This window comes from Xenorhabdus anantnagensis, from assembly GCF_028598555.1.
Classification (GTDB): Bacteria; Pseudomonadota; Gammaproteobacteria; order Enterobacterales; family Enterobacteriaceae; genus Xenorhabdus; species Xenorhabdus anantnagensis.
Genome location: NZ_JAQRFN010000002.1, coordinates 226,346 through 240,712 on the forward strand (window position 1 = coordinate 226,346; position 14,367 = coordinate 240,712).

Sequence of the window (14,367 nt, forward strand, 5' to 3'; positions counted from 1 at the left end):
TCAGGATGAAAAAACCAACAAGCAATCACTATGCGCTAGGGCGCCATTATGAACAGCAAGCTAAACTGTTCTTGCAAAAACAAGGGCTTGTCTTCGTTGCTGAGAATGTGAAAATTCGTGGTGGGGAAATCGATCTGATTATGCGTGATAAATATACATGGATATTCGTTGAAGTCCGTTTTCGTCAGAATGCACAATATGGTGGTGCCATTGCTACAATTACCCAAAGTAAGCGCAGAAAGCTTTTGTATACAGCGGCAGTCTGGCTGTCCCGACGGAATGAATGTCTGGAAACTGCACCATGCCGTTTCGATGTTTGTGCAATAACAGGACAAAAATTTGAATGGCTGAAAAATGCCTTCACCCTGAATGAGAGCCTATTTCAGTAGGTTCTCAATTTTCTCGCTAAATAAATATATTCTAAATACATAGGTCATAACGTGCTGGATAGAATTAAAGTCTGCTTTACAGAAAGTATTCAAACTCAGATCGCAGCAGCAGAAGCATTACCCGACGCAATCTCACGCGCCGCAATAATGATGGTTCAATCACTGCTGAGCGGCAATAAAATCCTTTGCTGTGGTAATGGTGGATCTGCCGCAACCGCACAGCGTTTTGCCGCCAGCATGATTAATCGCTTCGAAACGGATCGGCCAAGTTTGCCTGCCCTGTCACTGAATACAGATAATGTGGTGATCACCGCCATCGCCAACAGTAAACAGCCTGACGAAATCTACGCCAAACAAGTCAGAGCACTGGGGCATACAGGGGACGTTCTGCTTGCTATTTCCACACATGGAAACAGTCGGGATATCATCAAAGCGGTAGAAGCTGCTGTTACACGTGATATGACGATTGTCGCGCTGACAGGCTACGATGGTGGTGAATTAGCGGGCTTATTAGGCCCTCAGGATGTTGAAATACGCATTCCCTCACACCATAGCGTCCGGATCCAAGAAGTCCATATGTTGACAATTAACTGTCTGTGCGACTTAATCGACAATACATTATTCCCTCATCAGGATGAATAAGGAGCCAGCCCATGCGGTTATTTTCTCTATTATTGATATGTTTCAGTGCAATGCTATTACAAGGATGTATTGGCGCTGCCGTCGTAGGTTCTGCCGCGTTTGCCACAAAAGCCGGTTCAGATCCGCGAACAATTGGTCAACAAGTTGACGATACTACGTTAGAAGCCCGTGTCAGCACAGCTATCAGCAAAGATCCACAAATTAAGGCACAAGCCCGCGTGGTAGCCACTGTGTATCAAAATAAGGTTCTTTTAACAGGCCAAAGCCCAAATATGGCTCTGGCTGAGCAGGCAAAACAGATTGCGTCGAAAGTTGAAGGCACCAAGGCGGTATATAACGAAATCCGTCAGGGTAATCCCATTTCATTGGGCACAGTTTCCTCCGATGCTTGGTTGACAACCAAAGTGCGCTCAAAAATTTTAGCCAGTGATGCAGTGAGGTCATCCAGCATCAAAGTGGTGACAGAAGATAGCGAAGTCTTTTTGTTTGGCATCGTCACTCGACAAGAAGGAAGTGACGCTGCGAAAATCGCCAGCGAAACCAATGGCGTAAGACGTGTGACAACCGCATTTACTTATCTCAACTGAAAAAATCTCAGCCAAAAGCGATAGCTCAGCTAACAAACATTAAAGCGGCACCAATTGGTGCCGCTTTGTTATTTGCTGCCATCAGCTTTTGCTACCATCAGCTCCGATGGCCTAACTCCCGTATTCATCTCCTATCTCAGGTCATTTTGCTTTAGGTAATTCTCTCCCCCCATTAATTGCATTTGCCGCAAAATCCATTGCTGACGCTGCAATACATATTTGGAGGGAGCATCCACCTTATAGCGATGGGGGTTTGGCAGTACAGCAGCGAGCAATGCAGACTCAGAAATTGTCAATCGACGGGCAGGTTTGCCAAAGTAACGCTGGGCCGCTTCTTCAACACCAAAAATGCCACTGCCAAATTCAGCGATATTAAGATAGACCGTCAAAATACGTTTCTTTGACCACAACAATTCCAGTACAGCCGTCATTCCCGTTTCCAATCCCTTTCTGACCCAACTCCGCCCTTCCCATAAAAATAAATTTTTGGTTGTTTGCTGAGAAATTGTCGATGCTCCCCGAATTCGCTTCTGATATTTTTTGTTATGCGCTATAGCAGATTCGATAGCATCAAAATCAAATCCCCAATGTTTTGGAAATTTTTGATCTTCGGCTGCAATGACGGCTAATGCTATATAAGGTGAAATTTGATTCTGATCTACCCATGAGGAATGAGAAACATAAGATAAATTAATCAACATTAAGGCGCCTATTTGTCTCTCTATCATCACCATAGAAAACGGCACCGGCAGAAATGAAAAAGCGATTACAGCAACAAACCACAGAACTGTGATCGACACGACAATTCTTTTCAGCCAGCGCCATAATATTGAAAAAGGATTTCTCATCCGGTTACTCAATCATTCCCAATATTTCTCTAACCAATTTATCAATTCCTTTTTCTGCCTGAGACAAAGATTCTGCAAGCATATAAGCGGGTGTTGTTACAATTTTGTTTTCAAAATCAATGACAACGCCATCAACGGGGCACTCAACATGTATGCCTCCCATCTTCTCTATTTCAGCCGCAGTTTCTGGATCATTGCCGATGGTTACTTTTATCGGTTTGCCTAATATTTTAGGCACCATAACAGGAGAAATGCACATAAACCCCATCGGCTTACCCTTTTTGTGCATATTTTGCACCACACTTAATAACTCTTTATTTATTTCGCAATCTGACCCTTTGGATGCGAAATTACATAAATTCTTGGCTACCCCAAAACCCCCAGGAATAATCAGTGCATCCAACTCATCAATATTAACTTTGGATAAAGGCTGTATATTTCCACGTGTTATACGGGCGGATTCTTCCATTATGTGGCGGCTTTCTTTTTTCTCTTCTCCACTAAGATGATTAATAACATCATGTTGTGCCTCATCAGGCGAAAAAAAAGACACTTCAGCGCCAAGACGGCTTAAAGAGAGCATAGTCAGGACTGATTCGTGAATCTCACTTCCATCGTACACTCCACATCCACTTAATATAACGGCAACAGATTTCATATTTCTCTCCATTTGTAGTAGATTAATGCTTAACCCCTTAGAGGGTTAAACACCAATCTTCATCACAGATTTTAATGAATCTTGTAACAAAAAATCTTATCTTTGCTATGTTGGTACTTGTGTTCTGTGCGGAAGAATTCTTTAATTACTCGCATCGAAAATAAATCTTAGATAAGCGGGTAAACAAGTTTCCCTGGTGTTGGCGCAGTATTAGCGCACCCCAACTTCGGTTGGGGTTATTTTTTTGTAGCGCTTGATAACCAGTTTCTCAATGTTTCTATATCCTGCTTCCATTCCAACTTTAACTCATCCACCCACTCTTGAACATTATCCCACCACGCAGGCAAATCTGGTGACTGAATCTGCTGAGCCAATTGCTGCAAGTGGCGTAACCCTACTGAACCAGCCGCCCCCTTAATCTTATGCGCCTCTTCCGTGATGCCTTTTTGATCTCTGGCAGTCATGTTGGAGTCCAGCAAAGAGATGTAACTTGGCATCATGGTTTCAAAAATAGACAGGTTATCTATAATCATTTTGGGTCCAACCAATTCGATGTATTGGTTGAGCATCTCTATATCTAGCCGCTCTTCATCCTGATTCACAATAACAACTTCCGGTAAGATACTTTCAGTTTCAGATGTCTTACCCCAATATCTTTCTATTACAGCAGTCAATTCCTTGACGGATAGTGGTTTATTGAGCACATCATCCATGCCTGCATCAAGGTATTCTTTTTTATCCTTCAATACATTAGCCGTCAGAGCGATCAAAGGAGGCAAGGATTGAGAGGAGTAACGCTGGTGCAATTGACGGGCGATATCGAGTCCGGTCATATCCGGCAATTGGATATCCAGTAGCACTAAGTCATATTCATCAGGATCAAACATTGCCAATGCATCATGGCCATTCATGGCAACATCCACACTGTTACCCAGTTTCTCCAGTACAGAACGGGCCACAATGACATTCAATTCAATATCTTCCACCAACAAAATGTTAAGTGCTGGCAGTGGAACAGTATCTTGTTCAGCCTTTCCTTCTGGATATTCACCAATGGCTGGAGCAACAACAGACAAAGTAAAGCAAGATCCTTTGCCTAACGTACTTTTCACAACGATGTCTCCCCCCATGCCTTGAGCAAGTCGCTTCGAAACCGCAAGGCCAATGCCCGTACCTGTCGCAGGGCGCCCACCGGCACTGTCTTTGACCTGATAATACATTGCGAAGATTTTTTCCAGCTCATCAGAAGGAATGCCAATACCGGAGTCCGTTACTTCAAAAAATAAGCGCTTTCCTTCTTCACGCCAGATACGAACCCTGATTTCGCCTTGAAGCGTAAATTTGACGGCATTGCTGATCAGGTTCCACAAGATTTGTCGCAAGCGGGTTCCATCGGTCAGTACTTTTGCTGGTAGTGGCTGCTCTGGTTCCAGTACAAATTTAATTCCTTTCGGCTGCGCCAATAAACCTGAAATGTTCTCCAAATCTGTCATGAAACCCGTGAAATCAACCGGTTGGTTATCAAGCTGAACCTTGCGGCGCTCAATTTTATCTAATTCGATGATATCATTGAAAATATTCCCCAAAGTAACGGCGCTGACATGAATCGTTTCCAGATATTTGCATTGCTCTGGCGTTAAGTCGGTATCCATCAAGATTCGGCTCAAGCCCACAATGCCATTTAAAGGCGTACGAAGCTCATGGCTAATCGTAGAGATAAAAGTCGTTTTATCCCTACTGGCATTCTCCAATGCGTCCTGATAGCGCTTACGCTCCGTTATATCGCGTCCAAACCCCATTAGCCCATGTCGCTTGCCAACGCGATCATAAAAAGGGACTTTCCTTAGCTCAAAGCAGGCCTTGCGTCCATCGGGATAAACTAACCATTGCTCATAAGTCAGGGAGACATTGTGGCGAAATACTTTTTCATCAGTTTCCATCACTTTGCTGGCAATTTCTTTATCGTAAACTTCCGTCGGCGTCAGACCTATAAGATTTTTTTCGCTTTTGCCAGTCAGTAATTCCATCGCCCTATTACAGCCGGAAAACTCATTTTCTTCATTACGGTAATAAACTAAATCTGGGGAGGCATCCAGAAATGAACGCAATAGTATTGATTGTTGCTCAAGTTCAATCTGGGTTTTTTCTCGGTGCTCCATTTCCAGTTTAAGTTTATCCAATAAAACCAAATGCGTTTTTTCCGCCTTTTCCCTATCGCCGATCTCTTGATTCAATTGGGTAATATTTTCTTTGAGTTGCAGATTTAATGCCGCATCGCGCTGACGCATTTCTTCAAGTTTTTCGACCAAGCCAGATAAACGCTGGCGGGATTCTTCAAGTTGCTCAACTACGATGGAGAGGAAATAAACCGCCCAAGGCGTGATCAACAAACCAAAAAAGATGGAGCGGATTAAGTCAATACTCTCCACTTTTCCAGTCAGTACGGCTGTGACTGCCATCTGCATAGCTATAGCAAGGATAACCAAAGCTGATGCAAGCAACATAGAAAAACGCACCAGCCCCAGCTTCATCATCAAATCTACATAATATTGGGCAAGCCCTCGAATCAGCTTCATAACCGCTCCAAGTAAAATTATTCCCGGTAAAATCACCAAATTGAATCATAACGTAAAAAAGCCCCAACTTCGTTGAGTGATATCATCCTTAAACCCCATGAAGAATAAAATATTCAAAAAACAGAATAACTATGCAAATGGGTTTCAACCATCTTTTTTGTGATTAAAAAACAATCAATCACATTCTCTTGAAAAGAGAGAAATACACAAAATAAATCCAACTTAAAATAAATTATTGGTATAAAATGTTAAATATTTTGCATTTCAAAGCATATATAAAATAGATAATGTGGTAATTTTAGTGATATAAATCACACCACTTAAGAGGGTGATCTTGGTCACAAAAGACAAAAACTCGACATTTATTTATTAAAATCAACGAAATAAATAAAATCCTTCTACAAAAAACGCAATTTAACACTATTTGACCTACTCTATTTTTACCGTTAAGTTGGGAATTCACTGAAAATCACCTGTCGGATAATCATCCAACTCATATTTATGCAGTGACATATGACATAACATCATTTTGATTTACCGCTTGTGGATATCAATAAAACAAGTGGCGTTTAGCTGAGGGCGCGAATTAGACGCCTGTAGAAATAAATATATCTATACCATCTCGCGAGTGATGTGAGAGTCAGACAGAAAGAGTCGGACGGAACTTGGGGAGTTTTACAATGTTGTATAATAAATTGCAGGAAAAAGATAACTGTGGTTTTGGATTAATCGCACATATTGAAGGAGAGCCGAGTCACAAAGTAGTGCGCACAGCCATACATGCACTGGCTCGTATGCAGCACAGGGGCGCTATTCTGGCGGATGGAAAAACGGGTGACGGCTGTGGTTTGTTAATGCAAAAACCAGACCGTTTCTTTCAAATGATCGCCAGCGAGCAATCATGGCGGCTCGCTAAAAACTATGCTGTCGGCATGTTGTTCCTGAGTCAGGATGCAAAAATAGCCCAATCATGCCGTGACATTATCGAACAGGAATTGCAACACGAAACCCTATCCATTGTGGGTTGGCGGGAAGTTCCTATCAATCGCGATATTTTAGGTGATATTGCCCTATCAAGCCTCCCCCGCATTGAGCAAGTTTTCATCAACGCACCTGCCGGATGGCGTGCGCAAGATCTGGAACGCCGCCTGTTCGTTTCCCGTCGCCGCATAGAGAAACGCATTACCGACAACGATTTTTATATTTGCAGCCTGTCTAATCTGGTCACGATTTATAAAGGACTGTGCATGGCTGCGGATCTACCCCGTTTCTACCCCGATTTGGCCGACTTGCGTATGGAATCTTCTATCTGTTTATTCCATCAGCGCTTTTCAACCAATACGGTTCCCCGCTGGCCGCTGGCACAACCATTTCGCTATCTGGCTCACAATGGGGAAATCAACACCATTACGGGAAACCGTGAATGGGCTAAGGCACGGGCCTATAAGTTTCACACACCACTTATCCCTGATTTACATACTGCCGCGCCTTTTGTTAATGAAACCGGTTCCGATTCCAGTTCATTGGACAATATGCTGGAACTGTTTCTCAATGGCGGTATGGATTTAATTCGCGCCATGCGTTTGCTCGTTCCACCAGCATGGCAGAATAACCCTGATATGGATGATGACCTGCGTGCATTCTTCGATTTCAATTCCATGCATATGGAACCTTGGGATGGACCAGCCGGCATCGTTATTTCCGATGGGCGTTATGCCGCCTGTAATCTGGATCGCAACGGCTTGCGCCCTGCCCGCTATGTGATCACCAAAGATAAGCTGATTACTTGTGCTTCTGAAATCGGTATTTGGGATTACCAACCAGATGAAGTCGTCGAAAAGGGCCGTGTTGGGCCTGGTGAATTAATGGTCATTGATACCTATGAGGGCCGTATTCTTCACTCTGCTGAAACTGATAATGATTTGAAAAGCCGACACCCTTATAAAGAGTGGTTGGAGAAAAACGTCAAGAGATTGACTCCATTCGAAGAGTTACCGGAAGAGCGGGTCGGGCAGAGAGATTTGGATGATCGCCTGTTGGCGACTTACCACAAACAGTTTGCCTACAGTTATGAGGAATTGGATCAAATTATCCGTATCCTCGGTGAAAATGCTCAAGAAGCGACTGGCTCAATGGGAGATGATACGCCGTTTGCCGTACTTTCCAGCCGTCCGCGCATTATTTATGACTATTTTCGTCAGCAATTTGCTCAAGTTACCAATCCTCCTATTGATCCATTGCGTGAAGCCCATGTTATGTCTCTGGCTACCCGCATTGGACGAGAAATGAATGTCTTTTGCGAAGCGGAGGGACAGGCTCATCGGCTGTGCTTTGAATCTCCGGTTCTGCTTTACTCTGATTTTGTGCAATTGACGACACATCAGGAATCCTATTATCGCGCTGATACGTTGGATTTGACCTTCAATCCACAGGAGATCACGCTGAAGAGCGCGATTTCAACTTTATGTGGAAGAGCGGAAGAACTCGCCCGCAATGGGGCAGTAATGCTGGTACTATCCGACCGCAATATTTCACCAGAAAGAGTGCCAATTCCTGCACCAATGGCAGTCGGTGCAATTCAGCACTGCTTGGTTGAGAAAAACCTGCGCTGCGATACCAATTTGATCGTAGAAACCGCCAGTGCGCGTGATCCACACCATTTTGCGGTATTGATCGGTTTTGGTGCTACTGCGGTTTACCCTTATCTGGCCTATGAGTCACTGGGAAAAATGGTGGATGACGGCACAATCAATACGCCATACGCCCGTGTTATGCTTAATTATCGCAATGGCATTAATAAAGGGCTGTATAAAATTATATCCAAAATGGGTATCTCCACCATTTCCTCTTATCGCTGCTCGAAATTGTTCGAAGCTGTCGGCCTTCACTCTGATGTGACAAATATCTGTTTCAATGGTGTCGCCAGTCGTATTGAAGGCGCAGATTTCAGTGATTTTGAACAAGATCTGCGTAATCTTTCCAAACGGGCATGGTTACATCGCCACGCTATCGATCAAGGGGGGCTGCTGAAATATGTCCATAATGGGGAATATCACACTTATAACCCTGATGTTGTCAGCACATTGCAGGCAGCAGTCCATAGTGGCAATTACAGCGATTACCTGAAATATTCTGAACTGGTTAATGGGCGTCCCATCGCAACATTGCGGGATCTGCTAGCCATCTCCCCTAAAGGCGATCCCATTAACATTGAAGATGTTGAATCCGCAGAAGCCTTATTCAAACGTTTTGATACAGCAGCCATGTCAATTGGCGCACTCAGCCCTGAAGCCCATGAAGCGCTGGCAGAAGCGATGAATGCATTAGGTGGGTTTTCCAACTCAGGAGAAGGTGGAGAAGATCCTGCGCGTTATCACACCAACAAAGTTTCCCGCATTAAGCAGGTTGCCTCTGGCAGATTCGGTGTGACACCAGCATATTTAGCCAGTGCCGATGTGATCCAGATAAAAGTCGCCCAAGGCGCAAAACCGGGGGAAGGCGGTCAATTGCCGGGAGATAAGGTCACGCCTTATATCGCCAAATTACGCTACTCCGTGCCGGGAGTTACTCTGATTTCCCCACCGCCGCATCACGATATTTATTCAATTGAAGATCTGGCTCAATTGATTTTCGATCTTAAACAGGTGAATCCGAAAGCGCTGATCTCCGTCAAACTGGTCTCAGAACCCGGCGTAGGAACCATTGCCACAGGTGTCGCTAAAGCTTATGCCGACCTGATAACCATTGCTGGTTATGACGGTGGAACGGGGGCAAGTCCGCTCTCTTCTGTCAAATATGCGGGTTGCCCATGGGAATTGGGACTGGTGGAAACCCAACAAGCGCTGGTTGCCAATGGGCTGCGCCATAAAATCCGCCTTCAGGTTGATGGGGGATTGAAAACGGGTATGGATATCATCAAGGCGGCTATTTTAGGTGCAGAAAGTTTCGGTTTCGGGACTGGCCCAATGGTTGCCCTCGGCTGTAAATATTTGCGGATCTGTCACTTAAATAACTGCGCCACCGGTGTCGCTACGCAAGATGAAAAACTGCGTCAATCTCATTACCACGGCCTGCCAGAAAGAGTCATGAATTATTTCCGCTTTATTGCGCAGGAAACACGAGAACTGATGGCGCAATTAGGTGTGAAACAACTTACGGATTTGATTGGTCGAACAGACTTGTTGGAAATACTTGAGGGAATTTCGGCTAAGCAGAGCAAACTCAATCTTGAACCATTGCTGGAAACGGCAGAGCCTCACGTCGGCAAAGCACTGCATTGCACAGAAGATAATTCTCCTTTTGATCAGGGGACACTGAATAAATCAATCGTCGCTCAAGCGATGCCTTATGTGGAAAATTCACAAAGTAAGACGTTCTATTTTGATATCCAAAATACAGATCGCTCTGTTGGCGCCTCTCTCTCCGGTGAAATTGCAGCCCGGTATGGCGATCAGGGACGGGCGGCCGATCCGATCAAACTACATTTCAGTGGAACAGCCGGACAAAGTTTTGGGGTCTGGAATGCGGGTGGTGTTGAACTGACTTTAATCGGCGATGCCAATGATTATGTCGGTAAGGGTATGGCAGGTGGCTGTATTACCATCCTTCCTCCTATTGGTTCAGCATTTAAAAGTAACGAAGCCACTATCATCGGTAATACCTGCCTGTATGGTGCAACAGGCGGGAAACTCTTTGCTGCCGGACATGCCGGTGAACGCTTTGCAGTACGTAATTCAGGTGCCATCACCGTTATTGAGGGGATCGGCGACAATGGCTGTGAATATATGACCGGTGGGATAGTCTGTGTTCTAGGCAGCACTGGTGTCAATTTTGGGGCGGGCATGACAGGTGGATTCGCTTACGTGCTTGATGAATTTGATGATTTCCGTAAACGCGTCAATCCAGAGCTGGTGGAAGTTCTCTCAATGGATAGTTTGGCTATTCACAAAGAACATCTGCGGGGATTAATCACCGAACACGTTCGTCTGACAAACTCTCAACACGGCGAAAGCATATTGGAAAATTGGTCTCAATGGGTCAATAAATTTGCTTTGGTTAAGCCTAAATCCAGTGATGTCAGTGCGTTGTTGGGGCACCGCAGTCGTTCTGCTGCCGAATTGCGGGTTCAGGCACAGTAAGGAGTCAATTATGAGCCAGAATGTTTATCAATTTATCGACTTGCAGCGTGTCGATCCACCTAAAAAACCATTGAAAATCAGAAAAATAGAGTTTATTGAAATTTATGAACCCTTTTCTGAAATTCAGGCACAGGCACAAGCAGATCGCTGCCTCTCTTGCGGTAATCCGTACTGCGAATGGAAGTGCCCTGTACACAACTATATTCCGAATTGGCTGAAACTCGTCAATGAAGGGCGCATTATTGAAGCAGCAGAATTATCTCACCAGACCAACAGCTTACCAGAAGTCTGTGGGCGGGTTTGTCCGCAAGATCGCCTGTGTGAAGGTGCTTGTACACTAAATGATGACTTCGGTGCTGTCACCATCGGTAATATTGAACGTTACATTAATGACACGGCCATCGCGATGGGCTGGAAACCGGATATGTCGCATGTCATCCCGACAGGCAAACGTGTAGCCGTGATCGGAGCAGGCCCTGCGGGATTGGCTTGTGCAGATGTCCTGAGCCGTAACGGTGTACAAGTGGTGGTTTATGATCGCCATCCTGAAATTGGTGGCTTGCTCACATTCGGTATCCCCGCTTTTAAACTAGAAAAAGAGGTGATGATTCGCCGCCGTGAAATGTTCTCCGGGATGGGTATTGAATTCCGGCTGAACACAGAGATAGGCCAAGACATCACACTGGCTGAACTTACGACAGAATTTGATGCCGTATTTCTTGGGGTTGGAACATATCAATCCATCCGTGGAGGATTAGTGAACGAAAGCGCTGACGGAGTATATGACGCTTTGCCTTTTTTAATCGCCAATACCCGTCAGTTGATGGGCTACCCTTCTCTCCCTGAACAGCCTTATGTTGATATGAAAGGTAAACGTGTTCTGGTTCTGGGCGGTGGTGATACTGCTATGGACTGTGTCCGTACTTCGATTCGCCAAGGTGCAACCAGTGTTATCTGTGCTTATCGGCGGGATGAAGAAAATATGCCCGGCTCCCGTCGTGAAGTAAAAAATGCTAAAGAAGAAGGTGTAGAGTTTCGCTTTAACCTCCAACCAATGAGCATTGAGATTAACAACGCAGGACATGTTTGTGGTGTCAAAGTTGTGAAAACACAACTGGGTGCCATTGATGAAAAAGGCCGTCGTCAGGCTGAGATTATTCAAGGTTCCGAATTCTTGATAGAAGCTGATGCCGTGCTCATGGCGTTTGGCTTCAAACCCCATACCATGAGCTGGCTAGATGAACATCAAGTCAACCTCGATCAAAAAGGCCGCATTATAGCTCCTGAGTCCAGTAATCTGCCTTTCCAGACCAGTAATCCGAAAATATTCGCAGGTGGAGACGCCGTGCGTGGCTCTGATTTGGTAGTAACAGCCATTGATGAAGGCCGAAAAGCCGCTTTCGGCATTCTCGATTATCTTGAAGTGTAATATCCAATTCTTTTCCTTCTAATGACTTCTCCGATCCCTGAGTCGGAGAAGATCTCAAAAACATAAAAATCCCATCGGTTTTTTATTTTCTTTTTACTACCACACTAGTTGTATTTTTTCGATTTATACGACTATTCTTATATTCTAAAGTCAAATATACCGATTTAATCTCCCACTCATTATAACAATACAACAATAGTGCAACACCGTAATACAGCCATAAGGCTTATTTTTTTCGAAAAGAAAGTTGCTCAAAGTAACTGGTTAAATAGACGTGAAATAAAAGATATTAAAACGATAATAACAGGAAGAAATACATGCGATTACTCACACAGATACTCTTCTTCTCTTGCATGTCCTTGACAAGCTTGCCATCAATTGCAAAATTCTCTACGCCTGCCAAAATTATGCAGCAATTACAAGAAAGAGGTGTAAATTCTGTTGTGGCGGAGATAAATGAAAAATACGAACAGGACAACATGCTCCATAGTATTTCGACTGGTGATACACAATGGCTGCAAATTGCCTTTAAGCTCAACCCTAATGCCCATCCAAAATTTCCTCAGAAAATCATTAACGCTTTATCTGTTGCTTTGACTGAAAATCCTGTAGAGGTATTAGCACTGGCAAAAGCACACCGTACGCTTTCATTCACTGATATCTGCACTATTCCTAATACGCTCAATAAACTGGATAAAAAGAAAGAGTTTGCCAAAAAAATGATGAATAGCTTAAACGCAGCAGAAAAATCGAATACTGGGGAAAATCGAGATAATATCGAAATCTGTATGTGGGAATTTGAAAAAGCTCGTAACGCTTATTTCTAAACTAAAAATAAAGGAGATCAATGTCTCCTCTATTTGTATTTCCAATACGCCTCTTCACCTTTCAAGTTACAGCCTTGCTGACTGCAACTTAAAATCTATAAGGTATGAGCGTTAAGCAATTATTTTACAACGCGCAAAGTTGGACGACCTTTTGGCGGTTGAGGTGGCGGTTCGTCATCTGGCGAATCATCATCGTGAGAAGCTTTGTTACCATGCCTGCTATCGTGGATAAGTACCAAATTATCGGCTATTGGTGCAACTGTTTCTTCTGATCCAGTATCCTCATCATAGGCAAGTTCTGGCTCAAACATCATTCCCGCACCATTTTCACGGGCATAAACCGCAATAACAGCTGCCATCGGCACATTAACTTGACGAGCAACACCACCAAAACGGGCATTGAATCTCACTTCATCGTTAGTCAATTCTAAATTGCCAACCGCTCTCGGCGAGACATTCAAAATAATTTGCCCATTTTGCACATATTCCATCGGGACGCTAACTCCATAAACGTTAACATCCACAACAATATGTGGGGTCATGTCATTATCCAATAGCCACTCATAATGTGCCCTCAATAAATAGGGGCGGCGTGGAGACATTTGAGTCATCTCCATAAATTAACTCCGTGATTGTAAACGCATTTCACGTTCGGCTTCTGTCAGTGAGGCCAAGAATGCATCACGTTCAAACACACGCTGCATATAGATTTGAAGCTCTTTTGTGCCCGGACCTGACAACTCAACGCCTAAGGCAGGCAAACGCCACAGCAGCGGAGCCAAGTAGCAATCCACCAAACTGAACTCTTCATGCGCAAAGAAAGGCTTGAAAAGTGATATACAATCCTTACTCAGTAATTTCTCAGCAAGCTGTTTACGTGCAACATTAGCTTCCTGAGCATTTCCTTCCTGAATTTTGTACATCAGGGAATACCAATCTTTTTCAATTCTATACATCGCCATGCGGCACGTGCCACGTAAGACTGGATACACAGGCATGAGTGGTGGATGTGGGAAACGTTCATCCAGATATTCCATAATGGCGCGAGAATCATACAAGGTCAGATCACGATCAATCAGTGTTGGAACAGATTTATAAGGACTAAAATCAATCAACTCCTGAGGCAAATTATCTTCTTCAAGGGGATCAACATGTACAATATCTACAGTGACTCCCTTTTCCGCCAGTACAATTCGCACTTGATGGCTAAAAATGTCGGTCGGGCCGGAAAACAGAGTCATTACCGAACGTTTGTTGGCAGCGACAGCCATGA

At 44.2% G+C, this 14,367-nt stretch carries 11 protein-coding genes; 6 read left to right on the top strand and 5 right to left on the bottom strand.

Features of this window, described 5'->3' with window-relative positions; all coding sequences use genetic code 11:
- Window positions 1-5: 5 nt before the first annotated feature.
- The 3 genes from PSI14_RS02655 to dolP are packed head-to-tail and all read left to right on the top strand — an operon-like array spanning window position 6 to window position 1,618.
- Window positions 6-389, top strand: coding sequence for a YraN family protein (locus tag PSI14_RS02655; protein ID WP_273574276.1), 384 nt, complete (start codon window positions 6-8; stop codon window positions 387-389).
- 51 nt (window positions 390-440) lie between these two features.
- A complete protein-coding gene (gene diaA / locus PSI14_RS02660; protein WP_273574277.1) occupies window positions 441-1,031 on the top strand; it encodes a DnaA initiator-associating protein DiaA in 591 nt (196 codons plus the stop codon).
- An 11-nt stretch (window positions 1,032-1,042) separates the two neighbouring features.
- A complete protein-coding gene (gene dolP, locus PSI14_RS02665) occupies window positions 1,043-1,618 on the top strand; it encodes a division/outer membrane stress-associated lipid-binding lipoprotein (RefSeq protein ID WP_273574278.1) in 576 nt (191 codons plus the stop codon).
- 131 nt (window positions 1,619-1,749) lie between these two features.
- Here the strand turns inward: dolP and mtgA are convergent, their stop codons facing one another.
- The 3 genes from mtgA to arcB all read right to left on the bottom strand — a co-directional run bounded on the left by mtgA (window position 1,750) and on the right by arcB (window position 5,700).
- On the bottom strand, window positions 1,750-2,466 hold the full coding sequence (gene mtgA, locus PSI14_RS02670; protein ID WP_273574279.1) for a monofunctional biosynthetic peptidoglycan transglycosylase: 717 nt from the start codon (window positions 2,464-2,466) through the stop codon (window positions 1,750-1,752).
- 4 nt (window positions 2,467-2,470) lie between these two features.
- The gene (gene elbB / locus PSI14_RS02675; RefSeq protein WP_273574280.1) at window positions 2,471-3,124 is read right to left on the bottom strand and encodes an isoprenoid biosynthesis glyoxalase ElbB; all 654 of its coding nucleotides are present in this window, start codon (window positions 3,122-3,124) and stop codon (window positions 2,471-2,473) included.
- 236 nt (window positions 3,125-3,360) lie between these two features.
- Window positions 3,361-5,700, bottom strand: a complete 2,340-nt coding sequence (arcB, locus tag PSI14_RS02680) for an aerobic respiration two-component sensor histidine kinase ArcB (protein WP_273574281.1) — start codon at window positions 5,698-5,700, stop codon at window positions 3,361-3,363.
- A gap of 680 nt (window positions 5,701-6,380) precedes the next feature.
- Here arcB and gltB point away from each other — a divergent pair.
- The 3 genes from gltB to PSI14_RS02695 all read left to right on the top strand — a co-directional run bounded on the left by gltB (window position 6,381) and on the right by PSI14_RS02695 (window position 13,094).
- Complete coding sequence (gene gltB, locus PSI14_RS02685) at window positions 6,381-10,838, top strand: glutamate synthase large subunit (protein WP_273574282.1); 4,458 nt, start codon at window positions 6,381-6,383, stop codon at window positions 10,836-10,838.
- A 10-nt stretch (window positions 10,839-10,848) separates the two neighbouring features.
- Window positions 10,849-12,267, top strand: coding sequence for a glutamate synthase small subunit (locus PSI14_RS02690; RefSeq protein WP_273574283.1), 1,419 nt, complete (start codon window positions 10,849-10,851; stop codon window positions 12,265-12,267).
- A 317-nt stretch (window positions 12,268-12,584) separates the two neighbouring features.
- Window positions 12,585-13,094 (top strand): hypothetical protein, encoded by a 510-nt coding sequence (locus PSI14_RS02695; RefSeq protein ID WP_273554536.1) that lies wholly within the window; start codon window positions 12,585-12,587, stop codon window positions 13,092-13,094.
- Between the two features lie 119 nt (window positions 13,095-13,213).
- On the opposite strand, the gene sspB is transcribed toward PSI14_RS02695, so the two are convergent.
- Together sspB and sspA are read right to left on the bottom strand one after the other, a co-directional pair.
- A complete protein-coding gene (gene sspB / locus PSI14_RS02700) occupies window positions 13,214-13,711 on the bottom strand; it encodes a ClpXP protease specificity-enhancing factor (protein ID WP_273574284.1) in 498 nt (165 codons plus the stop codon).
- 3 nt (window positions 13,712-13,714) lie between these two features.
- Complete coding sequence (gene sspA / locus PSI14_RS02705) at window positions 13,715-14,365, bottom strand: stringent starvation protein SspA (RefSeq protein ID WP_273574285.1); 651 nt, start codon at window positions 14,363-14,365, stop codon at window positions 13,715-13,717.
- Between the last annotated feature and the right edge of the window lie 2 nt (window positions 14,366-14,367).

Excerpts from the sequence above, each read along its gene's own strand:
- PSI14_RS02690 (WP_273574283.1), top strand. The coding sequence starts at position 10,849 with ATGAGCCAGAATGTTTATCAATTTATCGACTTGCAGCGTGTCGATCCA.
- PSI14_RS02695 (WP_273554536.1), top strand. The coding sequence starts at position 12,585 with ATGCGATTACTCACACAGATACTCTTCTTCTCTTGCATGTCCTTGACA.
- gltB (WP_273574282.1), top strand. The coding sequence starts at position 6,381 with ATGTTGTATAATAAATTGCAGGAAAAAGATAACTGTGGTTTTGGATTA.
- dolP (WP_273574278.1), top strand. The coding sequence starts at position 1,043 with ATGCGGTTATTTTCTCTATTATTGATATGTTTCAGTGCAATGCTATTA.
- arcB (WP_273574281.1), bottom strand. The coding sequence starts at position 5,700 with ATGAAGCTGATTCGAGGGCTTGCCCAATATTATGTAGATTTGATGATG.
- elbB (WP_273574280.1), bottom strand. The coding sequence starts at position 3,124 with ATGAAATCTGTTGCCGTTATATTAAGTGGATGTGGAGTGTACGATGGA.
- mtgA (WP_273574279.1), bottom strand. The coding sequence starts at position 2,466 with ATGAGAAATCCTTTTTCAATATTATGGCGCTGGCTGAAAAGAATTGTC.
- sspB (WP_273574284.1), bottom strand. The coding sequence starts at position 13,711 with ATGGAGATGACTCAAATGTCTCCACGCCGCCCCTATTTATTGAGGGCA.
- PSI14_RS02655 (WP_273574276.1), top strand. The coding sequence starts at position 6 with ATGAAAAAACCAACAAGCAATCACTATGCGCTAGGGCGCCATTATGAA.
- sspA (WP_273574285.1), bottom strand. The coding sequence starts at position 14,365 with ATGGCTGTCGCTGCCAACAAACGTTCGGTAATGACTCTGTTTTCCGGC.